The following is a 16,422-nucleotide window of genomic DNA, read 5'->3' as shown; positions in this document are numbered from 1 at the left end:
CAATGATATTCATTCGTTGGAAACCAAAATTGCGGAATTATCTACAAAAGAGGTGGTCTCTTGAATTTTTCAAGATACTTTTTAACGGAGAAGCATGAGTTTTACCGTTTTGATGAAAATTCCGAAACGATTGCTTACTTCCTAATAACCGATACAAAAAATCGTACTCCTGAGTCTTATGGAAAAGCTCTATTTGATGATTCCTTCGAGCCTTCAGACAATGACTTTTCTGTAAAAGTTGGTGTATTAGACGATTTAACTGAAAAACAAAAAGAATGGATATTGTCTTTTGCTGAGGGTTTATTAAGTTACAAATACGATATTGATTATTCTGTCGATTTTTTTGGCTTGAACTGTGATTTTGAAGTTGATTATCCATCTGGATCTTGGTTAACTGAATTCATTGAAATGGTAAATGACCAATTTGGATCAGATATTCAAGTGAAAAATACGCAGTCCTTTCTGAATTTAATCCAGAAATAAATATATATATTAATTATACTAAAAACTACACCCCTCGTGCCTATCTTATTTAGATAAGTACGAGGGGTGTAGTGTTGTTTATAGGTAGTTGATAATTGAAAAGTTATTGTTTTTTTTGTCCTTCTTCTCTCAGTTGTAATAAAACTTTTTCTTCATCTTCAAATAATAAAAACAGCCCAGTAAAAAGCTGCAATTAAGAAAGAGACAGCTACTAAACTGTTCAAAACGACAGCAAATTTAGCTCCTTGAACGGGATTTTTATAATGCCTCAAAGCAATCAAAGTAAAGTTTCCAGCTAATAGGATATAAGTTGACACTTGCCAAGTACCGAAAGTTATCTTGTGCATAGAATATGGAATCAAGAGTAATAACATCGATACAAAAATCGCTATTCGTAAGCTAACATACAATCTTGTGGATTTCATCTTAAACTAGGCCCCATTTCATTATTTAGTTGCGTCAGGAGTACTGCGTCTTTTTTTGAACAATCTCCAAAAGAATAGAATTATTTCAGGCACTATTACAACGCCGATAACGATAAACAAAGCAGACATAGATCTATCTAATAAATATTCATAAGCCCAGATATAAAAAATAACCAATATCAATATACGCAGAATAAAACTGATAACTTTCTTTCCCACTAAAAAAACCTCTTTTCTGATTAATTTGGCTAACGAAGTTTGTACATTTTATAGAAATCATCGTGTTTGTTTATTCAAGAAATGAGTCACTATGTATGCGAAAAGAGCCAATATCCCCCAATAAGTAAAGCTCAAGAAGACACCTATTCCATTAATAGGAATAACTGCATTTGCAATTGGATTAAAAATAATATCGAGTGCTAAAAAATTGAGTATTGTTTGAACAGTCGTTTTAACTGACATCATGTGACCTCCATTTATGGAATATCATAAATTTTTCTGTATGCTGATATGTATAAATAATAACCGTGATTTATTACTATCATTTTAAACCTCCTTGTCTCTTTTGACTATAGTTAGTTGCAATATAATATAGAAATTCTCAAACGATACATAAAAAGAGCCTGAAACAGAAATGTTTCAGGCTTTTCGATAATCAATATCAAGTTTATAGATCGATTGGTTGCCCACCCGTTACACCATAGATTTGACCAGTGATATAGCTTCCTTCATCTGATGCCAGTAAAACATAGACTGGAGCTAATTCGACAGGTTGTCCTGCACGTCCAAGTGGGCTGTTTTGTCCAAATTCAGGAACTTGCCCTTCTAGTTTTCCATTGTCCAATTGCAGCGGTGTCCAAATTGGACCAGGTGCTACACCATTGACGCGCACGCCTTTTGATGCAAAGTAAGAAGACAAGGAAACTGTAAAGTTGCTGATTGCACCTTTTGTAGACGCATAGTCCATTAATGGTTCGCTTGGATTAAATGATTGAACGGAAGTTGTCGTGATGATCGCACTTCCTGGTTTTAAATGTTCTTCTGCAGCTTTTACAGATTCAAACATACTGATGATATTTACTTTGAACGTATCGTGTACTTGTTTCATCGACAAATCGCTTAACGAAGGGCGAGCAATTTGCTGAGCAGCGTTCAATACTAATATATCTAAGCCGCCAAAAGCCCCAACCGTTTTTTCAACGATTTCTGTTGCTGCCCCATCTTCACGCAAGTCATATGGCAATAGCAATGCTTTTCTGCCTTCTTTTTCGATCAATTCTTTTACTTCATTCGCGTCTTCTTCTTCACCTGGGAAGAAATGAATCGCCACATTGGCACCTTCTCGAGCATAAGCTATAGCAGCTGCTCGTCCCATACCTGAGTCGCCGCCTGTGATTAAAGCGTTGCGTCCTTCAAGTCGGTTATACCCTTTATACGATTCTTCACCGCAATCTGGTCTAGGCTCCATCTTACTTTGTAATGCTGGGGTATTTTGTTCTTGTTCCGGAAATTTATCCGCATAATACTTGTTACGTGGATCTGTTAAATGTGAGTTTTCCATCAAAAGTCATCTCCCTTTTTTATGATTACATAAATAAGGATAACAAGATAATTTTTATATGGCTATTGATACGCATCACATTATCAATAAAAAACAGTTCTCCCCAAACATCGATTTTAGGAAAACTGTTATGTGTTTTATCAATAGTCAAGCTGTCTTAAATACAAAATAATTCTCTTTTTTTCATCAAATTTTGCATTGTACTGTCTAATAGCATATTCTAATGTTCTCTTTGTTTTTGGCTCATCGCTGAATGCGTTTAATAATTTATAAACCAATTCTGAAATTATATAGATCAGTCCTGAAGAACCTAATTCAAGCCCTAACAGCTCCTCATCAGACAACTTGGTGTCTACTAATCTTTTTACTTCCTGATTGTATTCACCTTTAATCAATATGTAGTCTTCTTTGCGTTGAAACGCTTCTAGTAAATCTTTCTCATTCAACACTTCAAAATAAACAACTTCTTCTGCCAAATGAACATCTCCCTTTCAATAGAAATAAAGGCTCTTTAATCAACTTTATTTTTTATGGAATATAGAGTATACAAAAATCCCACCATAAAACCCCGCATATTTAGGAAAATCTTGTAAAAGATATCTAATCGCTGAAACATTTTCTATCAAAATTGGTGTGAATAAATGAGAGACAGACAGCGTCAAATAAATTGCGAAACAAACAAAAGCAATCAAACGAAAATTCACTTCTCTCATATATTTTACTGAATATAACGCGATAAAGATTAGTAACATAACCAAGAAAGTAGGAGTTAAGGTATAAAGCACCTGAACATGGGGTTCTGAAATAAATTCACCTCTCAAAAAAGCTTCTTCTGTTACTTGTAAAAAGTATCGGTAACCAATCATCAAAATTGTCGGAATTAACACAAACAAACCATAAAAAGTTGTTTTTTTCATAGACATTTTCATCTCCCTATTTTTAGTTTAGAAACTAGTTTAATCTTACTGAATTCTCAACTTCAGAAGTATATATTCATAGACAATTTGGGACATTTACATTTTCTAATTTACTAATTATTAAAAATATACATTGTTAAAGCAATACTATTTTAAGATAATCTTTTAAGGATAATGCCTCTATCACCGCGTAATTTTCATGCCCGTTAACATATAAGAGAGGTTTCTCCTCTTTATCGTAAAATGCTATATCTTCGGGTAAATCACTTATAGCATCGTCACCCCACTCAAATAAGGAGTTCGAAACTTCTAATAAAATATTTTTAGTTTCTGAATTCAATTTATAAAAATAAATATGACCAATAATAGGGCTATCTATAACTTCATTGGTCAACCACGCGTTTGTGGGATAAGAATTCACAAGGTAATCTGTTAATCGTTCTATGATTCTTATAGAGTTATCACTGATGCCGATGTCTTCCCTAGTTACAAAAGAAAAAGTGACCGCAGATTCACTGAGTTGGTTGATTAAATTCTTGTATTTGTTTCCTTTTATATTTCGGTTTATATTTCTCTTCATATGTTTTCTAGCCCTTCTGCTTCACAACGTAAATGATAAAAGTATTGAACGATTTCTTTTTCTTGTGCTATAAAATCCGCCATCTTTTTTAACGTTCTTTTCCCAACTCTTCTATCAATCAAAGATAGAATCTTAATGATGATATGATTTGACTGCAAGGATACTTCAATAGAAGAATTGAGATATTTTTCTACAGCTTCAAAAAAATCGTGTTGAGCAAAAATTCCTTCTGTCGTGATTATTTCATGAGATTTATTTTGAATACTGCAGTTTTGTTCTTTATTAAATACGTCATATTTCAGTTGGAGATCATCCAGAAGTTCTTCTTCTTTTTCAAAAAGCGCATTATTAGAGGTTAAAGTACACATATTGAACACTTCATTTTTGTCGACAGAAATGAAAGCTCTCCCCAGTTGATCATGAGCCTTACGATAATTTGTTACCGTGAATTTGACGCGATCTCTTAAGGATTCACAAATTAAATTTTCTAACCTTTTCCTTAGCTTACTCCAATGCTGGTCAGGCATATCATTCCCTCCTCTAAATAGTAGGATTCTTTTTCTTTTGATAAATCATTCCTGCTAAAAAGATTATAGAAATAGCTAAAAAAATAAAACTTAAGTATTTTGTGCTGGGGCTACTTATAAAATAGGTAAAAAGAGAATACATGAATGCCCACATGACTGAGCTGGGTTGAGTCATATGGTTCCAGAATCGTTTCAAAAGAATTTTCATCAATCGACACTCCATTCTATTTGTATTTATAAACTGCTTTTTGAATCATTTTTGTAGAAATAAAGCCTAAAACGATTGAAACAAATAGTAAAATTACTGAAGGCAGTAATTGATCAATGCTCTCTCCATAAAAGTAATCCTTAAAGACCCATAGTCCAATAAAAATGTAACCTAAAGTAAATACTAAGCGAAATATATAATTAAACAGTGTCGTAGAAAATGAAGAAGGATCTGGTGCTTTTTCGTCACTGTTGTTCATGCTGCCAGTAGTACGATTAGTATTTGTATTACCTGATGTCTGACTCGCGTTTACCCGGTCATACATAGAACTGGAAATATTATTCTCTTTATCGTATTTATTTTGATGGTCTCTGTTACTCATCTTACACACCACTTTCTGTGATAACGTTCACAACATCATTATACCTTAGTTGAAAGAAAGTGAAATAACAATTTGTATAAAAAACTCACTTTGTTTAAGATGTTCTTATTGAAGTAGTCCAGATACAATAGTTTTTTTAGAAAAAAAGCCTAAACAAATAACCATTCAATTTATGAATGGTTACTTGTATGTATTTTGAGAAAATATTTTTTTATTCATTTATTTTCCTCAACCGAAAACCGTTAAGAACAAACAGAGTTAGCAGCCATAATATAACTACAATAGCCATTACAGCTATTTGATAACCAGAATGTATGTTTAAAGAACTTAATAATATATTGAAAAATAATAAAAAAACGAAGAGATAACTCCAATTTGACATTTTGACTTCAATTACATCTCCATCATTAACTTTTATCTCGTTGCTTATAGTCCCTAACTGCGAAACTCTTAATAAAGCTTCTTTTTCTTTAATATTTAATTGTAAAGATTCTTGATGAGATATTTTAGCAATTTTTTCTCCATTTACTTTTACTGCTAAACGAACTGCCATACCCATAAATCCGGTTTTTCTGATTATTTTAATGGACATTAAAATTCTCCTCCTAATTTTACATAAGCTTCAAGATAAAAAGTTATCTCTATTACTACGCTACTCTTTATCCCTAAATTTGTCTATTCCTTTCCTGATCAAATAAGTAATAGGTCGAGTTAAAAATATCAGTCCAATTAAAAGATTAAAAGAATTGAAACTTAATTTTCCTTCAATAAATAAATTGTCAGGAAATCCTGCTTTATTAGAGAAAAGAATAAATATATAAAACGCGCTCATTAGGACATCGAATAACAGATACCAAGCGACGTTCTCTCTTTTACTAAAATACGCATTATGATAAATAGTAGCAATGTTAAAAACAAAAAGTACTATACCCATAATAAATAATGTTTCAAGCCCATTAGTTTCTCCCCATTGAGGATCGGGGGAAGTCATAATAAATTCGTTCAGCAATAAAAGAGCTAAGAGTAAAATAAATGAATAGTATCCATATTTATATCGCATTATTTTTTGATACTCATCGTAATCCTTCATCTTTATTCCTCCTCCATGTGATTGATTATTTACTCATTCTTTTCCATCCTTTTTTCATTCCATTCTCGAATAAAGTAAGGGATTGAGATAGATAATCCTAATAATGCAGGCATGAGTTTAAAAATTTCAAATCCGATTTTGCCATTAATCAGAAGACTATTTGGATTAGAAATGAAATATTCAATAGTAAAAGTTAAATTTATAATCCCACTTATCAAGAAAAACCACATATACCCTCGTTTTTCATTCACTTTTGTGTACCACGCATTATGGTAAACACTGATAATCGTATTGAACAGCGATGCTATAAGCAGAATCACCAGTACCTCTACCTCTTTCATTGTTCCCCATTCCCATCGGGAACCTAATCGGACTCCTAAGAAAGCATTCACCAACAGTAGACCAGTAAGAAGATTAAAAGAATGGTTAGCGCACTTGTACTTCATGAAAATTTGATATTCATCATATTTTTTCACTATTATTCCTCCCAGAATAAATCATTTAATGTTACACCCAGTACTTTGCAAATCTTGATGCATAAGTTGATCGTTGGATTATAATCTCCTCTTTCAATAGCACTGATCGTCTGCCTAGTGACATCCACTGCATCTGCTAGTTGTTCTTGGGAGAGGTCTTTTTGTGTACGAGCTGTCTTTAATCGAATGTTTTTAGCCATATATCTGCTCCTTTTAATGACAACTATATTTTACATTTAGACAATTATAACATACAGTTTTTATAAAAAGTATAACCCTTTTTCATTTCTCAATAAAAGTTTTTTCTTCATTGAGTTGTTCATGGTCTTCAAAAAAATACAGTAAAATACTTACTAAATTAAAAGAGCAACAGTCCCAGAATGACTGCTGCTCTCTAATGAATTTCTCTTATACTGTTGACTTCCCTAAAACAACTCAATATACATCATGACTAAATAAAACGGAATCGCAAAAATTAAAATATTCCATCCAGTAAAAATGCCTGTTTTCGTCCGTTCTTGATTAGTTGCATAATTAGACCTTACCCGGTCGCCATTTGTTAAAGCGCCTGATAAAATGATCGCCACGATTGTCAAAGCTCCAGCGATCCACTGAACGGCTGCATAAAAAGAATAATCGAATAACATACTCCCCAAGTAACTCAACAAAATTAATCCAATTGAACCGACCAATAAGTATCCCTTTTTCATGTATATCCCTCTTCTCTTTTATTTTAAATACAAGCGCTATACATCACTTTAAGAAACTTAGCCCCCTTTTAAGAAGAAGGGAATTTGAATCAGACAAACACAATGAATATGTAAGAAAATAAAATGATGAATCCATGCTGGTGTTGATCAACTACTTGCTACAAGACCATACGTAATGGTTGAGACCATAATAACAAATGAGATAGTAAACCATACTTTATTTTTTGTAAAATCTTTTTTATACTGAATTTTTTCTATAATGGAAATCAGATTAAGGCAAAAGACAACTCCCCAAATCGGGATCGTTAACACTCCTACTATCAATAAAAGTTCAAAAAACACTTTGTCTGCCTCCCCCTATAATAACTACTACAATAGTAGCACAATGAATTCATGAAAGTTAATCTGTTTCGGAGGTGTAGTCCATAGTATTAAAGGTTGGTACCTTACTGACCGAAATCATGTGGTAAACAGGTTTATCTGCACCGATTTCAGGCTGAAAATAGAAACTGTCATCCTCTTGCAGTACAATATAGTCTTCTATCGTTTCACTGCTTAATGCATATACTTTGTCTTCAATTTCTACATATTCCCCGGTATCTGTGTACTCGTCATCAGAGTACTCGTAAAGCTTTCCCTCATGAAAAATCAATTGATAACTCCCAGGTCCGTAAGCAGCACCTCCACCGGCTTGGTAGTTTCCTCTTAAGTTCGGACCGGGCTCCTCAAACGTGTATGTAGAAAAATGTCCTAATGTAAACAAAAGAATACCTCCTAAAAAAATAGCGATTACATTTATACGTTTTATAATAATCATCTCCTCTTGACTACAGTAGTAACTACCACTTGCTGTAAAATTCATTCTTATCCTTATTTTCAAAAGATTAAATTTAAAAACACCTTTTTTATTAACTCAACTATACTCGTGTTTTGACTAAAAAGATATATAAATTACATATGTTTGTTTAATTGTTAAGAAAAGTGATTTTGGTGTTGCCGCTGCTTCTATCTGCTGTGTACATACTTTTAAAGGCGAACTGTCTGCATAAAAGGATTAGCCATTTGGTTAGTTTAAAGATAAATTTTCTTAGAATAATTACAGTAATTTAATAGAATTAAAGACTTATATTGATAAAACTATATACAATACTACACTTAATGAAGGGGGCAATGGAAATAAAAAAAACTGACACCAGTACAGCACTGGAATCAGCTTCTTAGTCTTCTATTTAATCCTCTTTTTTATTGCCTTTGAAACCAAGCCCATGTTAACTAGTTTTAGTTTATATTAAGGGACTACATCGCGGTATATTGTATATTTATAATACGGAATTTTTTTACACTAGAGCTTTCACAGCAGCATAATTATAAAATTAGAAGAGTGTTGAAATTAAGGTTACTAGAGCTGGACCACCCTGTATAAAAATAATTTTTTTACTACTTGTGACACTACCATATAAAGCAACAATTATAATGTAAACTAGTAGTAATCTTGTGACTTCAAGAGAATTTGGTGATAAAAATACACCATAGAGCAATCCGAACCCAATTAATCCATTATATACTCCTTGGTTTTTGAGTAACACATTAAGTGACTTTTGACTTAATTCTTTCTGATCAATATTGAATATACGACTTGTCTTGCTAGAAGTTGTAATAATTGTTTGGATATACATGATATAAAAAAACTCAATAGCAACGACTACTGTTAAAATAATAGACCATATAGTCATCACTTATCCTCCAAATTCGAAAATTTTTAAGTCAGGTGCTTTTATGCTGTAATCAGCTACTTTACTAATAAAATTTTGTAGTAAAGGATTTTGATTATGGATATCAATTGCAAATTGATCTTTCCAATTTTCTACCATAATGAAGGTATTTCTTTCTTCTAGGGATTCGTAAAGATTGTAGGCTAAACAACCTTCTTCTTTTCTAGTTTCTGAAATTAATTCTTTGGTGTCTGATAGAAAATTCTCACGTTGATTCCCTTTGATAAAAAATGAGGCATTAATAACTTTCATTTGATCAGCTTCCTCTCTTATTTAAAAGTAGTGAATTCTTTTGCATCCAGTCGAATAGAATTATATCCTTCTTCTAATGCTTTACCAATGGATAGAATCATGACCGGTACATAACGGTCTTTTTTTAATCCAAATGCTTCTGCTAATTTATCGGCTTCAAATCCACCAATAGGGTTCGTATCATATCCATGAGCACGTGCAACAAGCATAAATTGCATAGCAGCTAAACTGGAATCAATTTTTACGACATCATTCATTTCTTCTCTAGTGAAATTTTTGTAATAAGGGATGATTGCATCTAATTGTTCATCTCTCACTTTTGGAGACATTTTACCTTCAATTACTGCCTGATTATAAATCGCTTCCCCATACTCATAACATTCCATATCTCCAAATATAAGTATCATTGCTGAAGATGTGTCATTTTGTCTTGTATTGAAACGAATTAATGGTTTCAATTTTTGTTTTTCTTCAGCACTCTCGACGACTACGAAACGCCAAGGCTGCATATTTACTGACGACGGTGCTACAGTTGATTTCTGGATCATTTCAAGCATTTCTTCTTTAGAAATTTTGACACTCTCATCGTACAATCTGATAGATTTTCTATTATAAGCGATATCTGAAAAATCATTATTTAATGTCATTTTTAAACCTCTTCTTGTTTGATAAATTTTTTAAGTAATAGTTGTAACTGTTCTCCTTCTGCCGAACTAAGTAGATGATATAAAGGATTTTGTAGTTCATCATGTTCTTTTTCACAGATTTCAAGATCTTTTTTTGCTTTCTCAGTAATTTCTACGAAAATTTCTCGATTATTTTCTTTATTTCTTTCTCGAATTACATATTCTTTTTCTTCTAGAACTTTTAAATGTCTCGTTACAGCAGCACTATCTATTCGTAGCTTATGCTGTATTTGCTTTTGTGAGCATTTTCCTGTTTCATTAAGAAGCATCATTAATTCATATCTGGTCAAGCTAAATCCTGTTACTTCCTCAAATCTGGATGTCATTTCTTGGTTAGCAATCTTTATCTGATAAAGAAGACCACTAAATTCTCTAAGATTCAAAATATACCTCCTTTCCAGGGTATTGTTGACGCGTCAACAATTGACTAGTCAATGATAATCCAAAAAAATCATTTTGTAAACAATAAAGATTTCGTTTATCAAATTAAGTTAGACATACAAAATAAGTAAATCGAAACATACATCTGTCTAAAAGCAGTTTCAAAATGAAGAAACATTAAAGTTTTTCCTGGTATCCATCTTTGAAACATATAATCAAAATTTTGAAAACAGAAGCTATAAAGATTTTCAGAAATTATCTTCAATGTTTTTAATGAGTAACTCATTATTTTGCAGAAGGACGAGTTATTTACACAAAATTATTGACGCTCCCACTAATCATCTATTGAAATAATTACTTTCTATCTCCTAATTGTTCATTTATGGCATCCGCCAATTGATTGAGCTGCTGTTTTCTTAGTCTGACAGTTAAAAAGTATACGATTGAAAATACAATACCATTCACTAAGATATTCTCGAGAGAAAATGATATTAGTTTCATTACATGTCCCAATAACAGAAATGCACTAAACAGAAAACTCAATTGAACAATATGATAGGTCCATTCTAAATGAAAATTAATATAGGAGATGCCGTACGAAAGAATAGTGAGAATCAAAGTGACAGCGGCTAAATACAAGACTAACTTATTAAAGTCTCCTAAATTACCAAGTATGGCATTCAATAAGATAATAAATGAGAAAATAAAGGTCATATTGCTTAAATTTGCGGAAAAAAATTGTTTCATGGCTAAACCACCCTTCATTGAATTTCTAAATATTGTTTTACATTCTTCATATAATGTCGACTGATGATTATTTTTTCACCGTTATCCAGCTGGCCTTCTAACCGATAATTAGACAACGGACTTACATCCTTTAAATAATCCATATTTAAAATAGTACTCTTATTGATTTGGATAAATGAAGTATTCTTTAGCTGATTGTTTAAAGAGTATAATTTTTCCCGGCTTTCAAAAACATCTAGTTCGGAATACAGAAACGAGACATTATCGACGCTTTCAATATAGTAAATGTCTGAACTAGGCATCAAGTGTATACTGCCCTCTTTTTCTCCCTTCAGTTGAACCCCATTTGTTTTTACTAACTCCACTACCCTTTTTATTCTTTGATCGAAAATATTGTAAGTAATATCAATAATAGACTCTGTTAAACTTTTATCTTCTTTTAAAATTATTTTCATGTAAGTTCTCCTTTCTTATTATTTAAATTTAGTTTACAGGAGTAGTCTATAGTGATTCAATCTAATTTCTGTATCCTGCATTTATAGCTTACTTAGTTACATAAAAATAAAAATTTCTGTAAATATTAAAGCGTTCTCTTGTAAAGAATGATACAACTCGTTTGTTAATCAAAATAAATAATACTAGATTTTTTTACCAAAAAATTAGATGCGGAGGCTCTCTCATGAAAAAAATCACGTTACTATTTTCTCTGTTCTCTTTATTAGCAGAATGTTCTTCTATCTCCAAAACCGAAGCTGAAAAGATGGTTATTGAAAAGTACAGCAATCACTTAGGAACGGCTAAAATCATTTCAACAGAAAAAGAAAACGATGACTACTATATTCAATGGGAAAATACAGAAAATAAAGAGAGAGGAACAAGCAAAGTCTCGCCCGATGGAGAAATCACTATTATTTCTGCAGAAATTGAATAACTTTTTCTATCGTCTTATTAAAACAAAATAGTCCTTCTAGCTTATTGTGATGCTAAACAAACTAAACTATTTACTAGTATTTTAATAACGAATAAGGCATAACATACAATTTATACAAATAGAATCAAAAAACTTGCATCAACTAAAAGAGTTTTTTTCTTTAGGCTGATGCAGGTTTCTGTATAAGAAAGTGCAATATCTTATTCTATACTTCACTCAGTTCTTTCAACTACCTCTGGATAAATCTCTTTGATATATTTTTTGTTTTTGAAATATATCTTAGCAATCTAAGCAAATGCTAAAAGAATTGTTCCAGGATTACTATAAATACTTACTACCTTCCCGAATGCTCAATGTAGACATAGCTGACTGATTTTCTTGAATAAAATTTGCCACCCACTTAGGATTCGTTTTGCTGTAATCTCGTAGACTCCATCCAATCGCTTTATTGATAAAAAACTCGGTATCATTCAAGTTGTTTTTGATGATCGCAGCTAATAAATCTGTGTCTGTTTTCTCTTTGAACAATAACTGGTGATCAATGGCGACTCTACGCAACCAAATATTGTCTTCTAAACTCCACTCAATCATTGTGTTTTTCAAATTTGGATAGCGAAGTACGAGAGATCCTACTAACCCGTCAAGTCCATCTACTGTATCCCACCAAGATTTTTTTTGAATGTATTCCTTGATTTTTGGTAAATGCTGAGGTATAAGGAGCGATTGAATGGCTAACAGATAGTCGACACCAGCGTAATGGAATTCTCTTTCTGGTTTAGAAAAACAAGTTTCTACAAAATCAAAATCAATTCTCTTTTCTTTTAGTGCGTTTCGAAACGCTTTTTGATAAACAGCTTTTCGAGGAGCAGCCGGTATCCCTAGAAAAGGAAATTGATTCCGCATATAAGCTTCCATTTGCGCTGCGCGAACCGGGTCTCTTAGCGCTTCTAACTGCTCAAATATTTCTTTGTACCACATACTAGACCTCCTAAAAACTAATTTCTCGTATATTATACTTATTAACTCATTACGTAAAAGAACAATGTCCCATTCAAGTATACCTTAGAAATCGAGTACAAAATAAAAAATCCTAGAATATTAAAAATATAATATTCTAGGATTTATTACATTTGTCATTAAATTACCAAAGAATTCCCAACTAATTTAACGTTTTTCATACATTAACATTATCAACTATTTTGATTTCAATTTTCTTACCTAAAGAATGTGCTATATCCTCTATTGTAGAAAGCGATGGCTCTATTCTAGCACTTTCAATTCTTGCAATAGTAGACCTAGACTTGTTTACCTTCTTGGCAAAATCTGTTTGATTCAAACCTGTTTGATTTCTCAAATCAAATATAAGATCCGCTAAATCTAATTTACTTTTTTCTTCCTCAAAAGCTTGCTTAAATTCTGTACTTTCTAACATTCTTTTTTTAATTGCTTCGCTATTTTTACTCATTTTTCATTCCTCCTATTTTGAGAAAGAAAGTCTTGTCTAATCTTTTAGCTCTACTTATCTCTTTACTAGGTGTTTTGTTCGTTTTTTTTATTAAATCCATGTGTAATATAATAATGCGTGCCTTTAATTTGAAAATAACAACCTCTGAGCCAATGCTCATCTGTTTGTGCGCGAATTTCATAAATGGTATCATTTAATTTTTTTACACGATCTTTACGAATAGAATCCTGCAATTCATTATTTTCAATTCGATCTATCAAAGCTCTTATCTTTGCTTCATCTTTCAAACTTAAAGATTCAAGATATTCATCAAAGTCTTTTCCCCAGTCGAATTCAGGCTTTACCATTTCACACCCCATTATTCTTTATGAACAAAGTGTAGCACGTACGCTACACTTTGTAAAATATTTACTAGACTATTGCATAAAATAGTTTAAATTTTAAGTGATTTCTTTCAAGAATATAGCTGCTATGATTAATTTCACCACACAAAAAAGCCAAACCTATTGTATAAATAGATTTGGCTTTGCTATAAATTAAATGAACATTCCAGCTATTGCAGCATTCAATAATGATACCAAGGTACCAGTAATCATCGCGCGCACACCTAAGCGAGAAATATCTTTTCTTCTATTCGGTGCTAGTGCTCCTAGTCCTCCGATTTGAGAAGCAATGGCTCCGATATTTGCAAATCCGGCCAACCCAAAGCTTAAGATCATCAATGTTTTTTCTGAAATAGTATCCATAATTTGACCTACACCGCTGAAAGCTACAAATTCATTCACGACCACTTTTTGACCAATGAACTGGGCTGCTGTAGCAGCTTCTTCCCAAGGTACACCAATTAGAAAGGCTAATGGCGAAAGGACGATTCCTAAAATACTTTCCATTGTCAGGTTATCGATTCCGAACCAATTTCCAACACCTGTAAGCATACCGTTCAGTAAAGCAATAAGAGAAACAAAAGCTAATAGAATTGCAGCAATTTGAACAGCCATATTCAAACCAGTGATGGCTCCTGAAGCTGCGGCATCAATCACATTCGTAGCTTTTTCTTCAGGATCTTCTTCAAAATCAACATCTAATTCATTTTGTTCCATTTGTACTAAAGTTTCTTTTGAAAGTGGATAAACAATTTTAGACAGCAATAACGCTGATGGAGCGGACATGAAACTGGCCGCCAATAAGTATTCCAATGGGATTCCCAAAAGAGAATAACCGACTAGAACTGTCCCAGAAACAGAACCAAAACCGCCGACCATGATCGCAAAGAGTTCTGATTCAGTGATAGAACTTAAGTAAGGTTTTACCACAAGTGGTGCTTCTGTCTGCCCTAGAAAAATATTTGCTGCAGCAGATAAGGACTCTACTTTGGTAGTTTTTAAAAACTTGGATAAAGCTCCGCCTAAAATATCAATGATTTTTTGCATAATGCCATAATAATAAAAAATAGAAATCAAGGCTGAAAAGAAAATAATGATGGTCAATACTTCAAGAGCAAAGACTGCTCCATTACCTACCAATGGACCAAATAAGAATTTTATTCCTTCATTGGCATAGCCAACTACTCCACCTAAAGCTTCACTGACCCAAAGTAAGGCAGCTCTTCCTGCTTCAGATTTTAAAGTGATAAAAGCAAAGACAAATTGAATCGCTAAAGCACCCAGAACTGTTCGGATTTGAATGTTTCTCCGATCTACACTTAAAATGAATCCTAATACTAATACTGTGATAACTCCCAAAATACCCCATAATACATTTACTACTGACACTTTTATCAACCTTTCTTACTCCAACGAATATTGTTAAATCACTTCTTTAGAAACCAATCAAAGAGGTCTTTTGTTTGTTCGCTTTTTTACACTAGTGCATTTAAAACTTCGATTAATGCGGCTTTAAATCCAGCACGATCAACTGCCTCGCATACTCGCACATTAGGCGTATTGCCTGTCACGTTATTGGTATCAACTAAGCTGTAGCCTCGAGTTAGTTCTCCGGCAGTTTCAATATCGACATAGTACTGATTCGACTGAGTCATTAGAGCTTCATTGGCTGCTATCGCAACTAATATAGCATCCGGATGAGTCGACCCGTCAATGTTGTGTGTCGCTTTATTAGCTCTGCGCACGAAATTGTTGATTTCCATAAAGAATCGAGAACCTTTTGTGTTTAAAGCTTCGATTTCGTTTAAATCATCCTCATACATCACCGAATACTTAGTACATATATCCCAGCTAATCATGGTGATTGGGATACCAGCATGCAGAACGATTCGTGCGGCTTCAGGATCAACGTAAAAATTATACTCCGCAGAAGGCGTGATGTTCCCTAGGGTATTGTTAGTGCCGCCCATAACATACAGGTGGGGAATATCTGCTGCTATTGTAGGGTCTTTTTTCAAAGCCATAGCAATATTTGTCAATGGTGCAATAGCCAACAACGTAACTTCACCTGGATTGGCTTTTACTGTCTCAATGATAAAATCAACAGCATGCTGTTCTTCAGGCCTCTGTTCTGCCTTTTCAAATTCCGCATCGCCCATCCCGTAATTGCCATGAATATTTTCAACAGTTTTATGCTCTTTTTGCGCAAATGACAGCATTGGACTGTTGTGACCTTTATAGACCGGTACTCTATACCCAGGATTTGCCACTTGGATGGTGTAAAGAGCATTTTCTACTTCTTGGTCAAATGCTACATTTCCTCCAGCAATAGTGACTCCTTCAACTTTGAAGTAATGAAGAGCTGTCAATAAGGCGTTTACGTCATCTCCAGCGGTATCTGTGTCAATGATTATTCGTTGCATAGTAACTCCTCCTTTGATTGACT

The 16,422-nt window shown here is 33.0% G+C and carries 27 protein-coding genes and 1 pseudogene; 3 read left to right on the top strand and 25 right to left on the bottom strand.

The genetic code is table 11. From position 1 onward, the window contains the following. Window positions 1-60: 60 nt before the first annotated feature. Complete coding sequence (locus BM137_RS04800) at window positions 61-483, top strand: hypothetical protein (RefSeq protein ID WP_092480026.1); 423 nt, start codon at window positions 61-63, stop codon at window positions 481-483. A gap of 158 nt (window positions 484-641) precedes the next feature. On the opposite strand, the gene BM137_RS04795 is transcribed toward BM137_RS04800, so the two are convergent. The 18 genes from BM137_RS04795 to BM137_RS04695 all read right to left on the bottom strand — a co-directional run bounded on the left by BM137_RS04795 (window position 642) and on the right by BM137_RS04695 (window position 10,452). Next, a complete protein-coding gene (locus BM137_RS04795; RefSeq protein ID WP_092480025.1) occupies window positions 642-908 on the bottom strand; it encodes a hypothetical protein in 267 nt (88 codons plus the stop codon). Between the two features lie 276 nt (window positions 909-1,184). Next, a complete protein-coding gene (locus BM137_RS04785; protein ID WP_092480023.1) occupies window positions 1,185-1,370 on the bottom strand; it encodes a hypothetical protein in 186 nt (61 codons plus the stop codon). 205 nt (window positions 1,371-1,575) lie between these two features. Next, window positions 1,576-2,469, bottom strand: coding sequence for an SDR family oxidoreductase (locus tag BM137_RS04780; RefSeq protein WP_092480022.1), 894 nt, complete (start codon window positions 2,467-2,469; stop codon window positions 1,576-1,578). A gap of 140 nt (window positions 2,470-2,609) precedes the next feature. Beyond that, the gene (locus BM137_RS04775; RefSeq protein WP_092480021.1) at window positions 2,610-2,945 is read right to left on the bottom strand and encodes a hypothetical protein; all 336 of its coding nucleotides are present in this window, start codon (window positions 2,943-2,945) and stop codon (window positions 2,610-2,612) included. A 45-nt stretch (window positions 2,946-2,990) separates the two neighbouring features. Further along, entirely contained in the window at window positions 2,991-3,386 is a 396-nt protein-coding gene (locus BM137_RS04770) for a hypothetical protein (protein ID WP_143084236.1), read from the bottom strand. 136 nt (window positions 3,387-3,522) lie between these two features. Continuing rightward, a complete protein-coding gene (locus BM137_RS04765; protein WP_092480019.1) occupies window positions 3,523-3,966 on the bottom strand; it encodes a hypothetical protein in 444 nt (147 codons plus the stop codon). Continuing rightward, window positions 3,963-4,493, bottom strand: a complete 531-nt coding sequence (locus BM137_RS04760) for an SF0329 family protein (protein WP_092480018.1) — start codon at window positions 4,491-4,493, stop codon at window positions 3,963-3,965. The genes BM137_RS04765 and BM137_RS04760 overlap by 4 nt, the downstream gene beginning before the upstream one ends. 224 nt (window positions 4,494-4,717) lie before the next feature. Next, window positions 4,718-5,083, bottom strand: a complete 366-nt coding sequence (locus BM137_RS04750) for a hypothetical protein (protein WP_092480016.1) — start codon at window positions 5,081-5,083, stop codon at window positions 4,718-4,720. A 211-nt stretch (window positions 5,084-5,294) separates the two neighbouring features. Beyond that, complete coding sequence (locus BM137_RS04745; RefSeq protein ID WP_092480015.1) at window positions 5,295-5,675, bottom strand: hypothetical protein; 381 nt, start codon at window positions 5,673-5,675, stop codon at window positions 5,295-5,297. A gap of 60 nt (window positions 5,676-5,735) precedes the next feature. Beyond that, a complete protein-coding gene (locus tag BM137_RS04740; protein WP_092480014.1) occupies window positions 5,736-6,173 on the bottom strand; it encodes a hypothetical protein in 438 nt (145 codons plus the stop codon). Between the two features lie 29 nt (window positions 6,174-6,202). Next, entirely contained in the window at window positions 6,203-6,649 is a 447-nt protein-coding gene (locus BM137_RS04735) for a hypothetical protein (protein WP_092480013.1), read from the bottom strand. Between the two features lie 2 nt (window positions 6,650-6,651). Further along, on the bottom strand, window positions 6,652-6,849 hold the full coding sequence (locus BM137_RS04730; RefSeq protein WP_092480012.1) for a helix-turn-helix transcriptional regulator: 198 nt from the start codon (window positions 6,847-6,849) through the stop codon (window positions 6,652-6,654). 225 nt (window positions 6,850-7,074) lie between these two features. Then, entirely contained in the window at window positions 7,075-7,359 is a 285-nt protein-coding gene (locus BM137_RS04725; protein WP_092480011.1) for a DUF5316 family protein, read from the bottom strand. A gap of 400 nt (window positions 7,360-7,759) precedes the next feature. After that, entirely contained in the window at window positions 7,760-8,122 is a 363-nt protein-coding gene (locus tag BM137_RS04715; protein ID WP_092480009.1) for a hypothetical protein, read from the bottom strand. Between the two features lie 610 nt (window positions 8,123-8,732). After that, entirely contained in the window at window positions 8,733-9,092 is a 360-nt protein-coding gene (locus BM137_RS04710; RefSeq protein ID WP_092480008.1) for a DUF1304 domain-containing protein, read from the bottom strand. 3 nt (window positions 9,093-9,095) lie between these two features. Next, on the bottom strand, window positions 9,096-9,383 hold the full coding sequence (locus tag BM137_RS04705) for a putative quinol monooxygenase (protein ID WP_034537162.1): 288 nt from the start codon (window positions 9,381-9,383) through the stop codon (window positions 9,096-9,098). A gap of 17 nt (window positions 9,384-9,400) precedes the next feature. Beyond that, window positions 9,401-10,030, bottom strand: a complete 630-nt coding sequence (locus BM137_RS04700; protein WP_092480007.1) for a nitroreductase family protein — start codon at window positions 10,028-10,030, stop codon at window positions 9,401-9,403. A 2-nt stretch (window positions 10,031-10,032) separates the two neighbouring features. Next, the gene (locus BM137_RS04695; RefSeq protein WP_092480006.1) at window positions 10,033-10,452 is read right to left on the bottom strand and encodes a MarR family winged helix-turn-helix transcriptional regulator; all 420 of its coding nucleotides are present in this window, start codon (window positions 10,450-10,452) and stop codon (window positions 10,033-10,035) included. Between the two features lie 151 nt (window positions 10,453-10,603). Here BM137_RS04695 and BM137_RS11385 point away from each other — a divergent pair. Continuing rightward, window positions 10,604-10,804: pseudogene (locus BM137_RS11385) on the top strand (hypothetical protein); the annotation flags it as partial. Here BM137_RS11385 and BM137_RS04690 read toward each other — a convergent pair. Both BM137_RS04690 and BM137_RS04685 read right to left on the bottom strand, forming a co-directional pair. Beyond that, window positions 10,805-11,197, bottom strand: a complete 393-nt coding sequence (locus BM137_RS04690; protein WP_092480005.1) for a hypothetical protein — start codon at window positions 11,195-11,197, stop codon at window positions 10,805-10,807. Window positions 11,198-11,211: 14 nt separating this feature from the next. Next, window positions 11,212-11,652, bottom strand: coding sequence for a LytTR family DNA-binding domain-containing protein (locus BM137_RS04685; protein WP_092480004.1), 441 nt, complete (start codon window positions 11,650-11,652; stop codon window positions 11,212-11,214). A 224-nt stretch (window positions 11,653-11,876) separates the two neighbouring features. On the opposite strand from BM137_RS04685, the gene BM137_RS04680 reads away from it, so the two are divergent. Then, window positions 11,877-12,128, top strand: a complete 252-nt coding sequence (locus BM137_RS04680) for a hypothetical protein (protein WP_092480003.1) — start codon at window positions 11,877-11,879, stop codon at window positions 12,126-12,128. Between the two features lie 321 nt (window positions 12,129-12,449). Here BM137_RS04680 and BM137_RS04675 read toward each other — a convergent pair whose 3' ends face one another. From BM137_RS04675 to BM137_RS04655, 5 genes are all read right to left on the bottom strand, one after another. Next, the gene (locus BM137_RS04675; protein WP_092480002.1) at window positions 12,450-13,106 is read right to left on the bottom strand and encodes a DNA alkylation repair protein; all 657 of its coding nucleotides are present in this window, start codon (window positions 13,104-13,106) and stop codon (window positions 12,450-12,452) included. Between the two features lie 196 nt (window positions 13,107-13,302). Further along, the gene (locus BM137_RS04670; protein ID WP_092480001.1) at window positions 13,303-13,593 is read right to left on the bottom strand and encodes a helix-turn-helix transcriptional regulator; all 291 of its coding nucleotides are present in this window, start codon (window positions 13,591-13,593) and stop codon (window positions 13,303-13,305) included. A gap of 65 nt (window positions 13,594-13,658) precedes the next feature. Next, window positions 13,659-13,940, bottom strand: a complete 282-nt coding sequence (locus BM137_RS04665; RefSeq protein ID WP_092480000.1) for a type II toxin-antitoxin system RelE/ParE family toxin — start codon at window positions 13,938-13,940, stop codon at window positions 13,659-13,661. Window positions 13,941-14,129: 189 nt separating this feature from the next. Further along, window positions 14,130-15,365 carry a NupC/NupG family nucleoside CNT transporter gene (locus tag BM137_RS04660; protein WP_092480203.1) on the bottom strand — a complete coding sequence of 412 codons (1,236 nt, stop codon included), beginning with the start codon at window positions 15,363-15,365 and terminating at the stop codon, window positions 14,130-14,132. Between the two features lie 86 nt (window positions 15,366-15,451). Next, window positions 15,452-16,399, bottom strand: a complete 948-nt coding sequence (locus BM137_RS04655) for a nucleoside hydrolase (protein WP_092479999.1) — start codon at window positions 16,397-16,399, stop codon at window positions 15,452-15,454. Between the last annotated feature and the right edge of the window lie 23 nt (window positions 16,400-16,422).

The sequence above is a fragment of the Desemzia incerta genome, from assembly GCF_900115825.1.
Classification (GTDB): domain Bacteria; phylum Bacillota; class Bacilli; order Lactobacillales; family Carnobacteriaceae; genus Desemzia; species Desemzia incerta.
The sequence above is the reverse complement of the archived record's forward strand: the minus strand, read 5'-3'. Positions and strand labels throughout refer to the sequence as shown.

What these genes read in the sequence shown, in the direction of transcription:
- BM137_RS04795 (WP_092480025.1), bottom strand. Translation starts at nt 908, where the DNA reads ATGAAATCCACAAGATTGTATGTTAGCTTACGAATAGCGATTTTTGTA.
- BM137_RS04785 (WP_092480023.1), bottom strand. Translation starts at nt 1,370, where the DNA reads ATGTCAGTTAAAACGACTGTTCAAACAATACTCAATTTTTTAGCACTC.
- BM137_RS04780 (WP_092480022.1), bottom strand. Translation starts at nt 2,469, where the DNA reads ATGGAAAACTCACATTTAACAGATCCACGTAACAAGTATTATGCGGAT.
- BM137_RS04770 (WP_143084236.1), bottom strand. Translation starts at nt 3,386, where the DNA reads ATGAAAAAAACAACTTTTTATGGTTTGTTTGTGTTAATTCCGACAATT.
- BM137_RS04765 (WP_092480019.1), bottom strand. Translation starts at nt 3,966, where the DNA reads ATGAAGAGAAATATAAACCGAAATATAAAAGGAAACAAATACAAGAAT.
- BM137_RS04760 (WP_092480018.1), bottom strand. Translation starts at nt 4,493, where the DNA reads ATGCCTGACCAGCATTGGAGTAAGCTAAGGAAAAGGTTAGAAAATTTA.
- BM137_RS04750 (WP_092480016.1), bottom strand. Translation starts at nt 5,083, where the DNA reads ATGAGTAACAGAGACCATCAAAATAAATACGATAAAGAGAATAATATT.
- BM137_RS04745 (WP_092480015.1), bottom strand. Translation starts at nt 5,675, where the DNA reads ATGTCCATTAAAATAATCAGAAAAACCGGATTTATGGGTATGGCAGTT.
- BM137_RS04740 (WP_092480014.1), bottom strand. Translation starts at nt 6,173, where the DNA reads ATGAAGGATTACGATGAGTATCAAAAAATAATGCGATATAAATATGGA.
- BM137_RS04730 (WP_092480012.1), bottom strand. Translation starts at nt 6,849, where the DNA reads ATGGCTAAAAACATTCGATTAAAGACAGCTCGTACACAAAAAGACCTC.
- BM137_RS04725 (WP_092480011.1), bottom strand. Translation starts at nt 7,359, where the DNA reads ATGAAAAAGGGATACTTATTGGTCGGTTCAATTGGATTAATTTTGTTG.
- BM137_RS04710 (WP_092480008.1), bottom strand. Translation starts at nt 9,092, where the DNA reads ATGACTATATGGTCTATTATTTTAACAGTAGTCGTTGCTATTGAGTTT.
- BM137_RS04705 (WP_034537162.1), bottom strand. Translation starts at nt 9,383, where the DNA reads ATGAAAGTTATTAATGCCTCATTTTTTATCAAAGGGAATCAACGTGAG.
- BM137_RS04700 (WP_092480007.1), bottom strand. Translation starts at nt 10,030, where the DNA reads ATGACATTAAATAATGATTTTTCAGATATCGCTTATAATAGAAAATCT.
- BM137_RS04690 (WP_092480005.1), bottom strand. Translation starts at nt 11,197, where the DNA reads ATGAAACAATTTTTTTCCGCAAATTTAAGCAATATGACCTTTATTTTC.
- BM137_RS04685 (WP_092480004.1), bottom strand. Translation starts at nt 11,652, where the DNA reads ATGAAAATAATTTTAAAAGAAGATAAAAGTTTAACAGAGTCTATTATT.
- BM137_RS04680 (WP_092480003.1), top strand. Translation starts at nt 11,877, where the DNA reads ATGAAAAAAATCACGTTACTATTTTCTCTGTTCTCTTTATTAGCAGAA.
- BM137_RS04675 (WP_092480002.1), bottom strand. Translation starts at nt 13,106, where the DNA reads ATGTGGTACAAAGAAATATTTGAGCAGTTAGAAGCGCTAAGAGACCCG.
- BM137_RS04670 (WP_092480001.1), bottom strand. Translation starts at nt 13,593, where the DNA reads ATGAGTAAAAATAGCGAAGCAATTAAAAAAAGAATGTTAGAAAGTACA.
- BM137_RS04665 (WP_092480000.1), bottom strand. Translation starts at nt 13,940, where the DNA reads ATGGTAAAGCCTGAATTCGACTGGGGAAAAGACTTTGATGAATATCTT.
- BM137_RS04655 (WP_092479999.1), bottom strand. Translation starts at nt 16,399, where the DNA reads ATGCAACGAATAATCATTGACACAGATACCGCTGGAGATGACGTAAAC.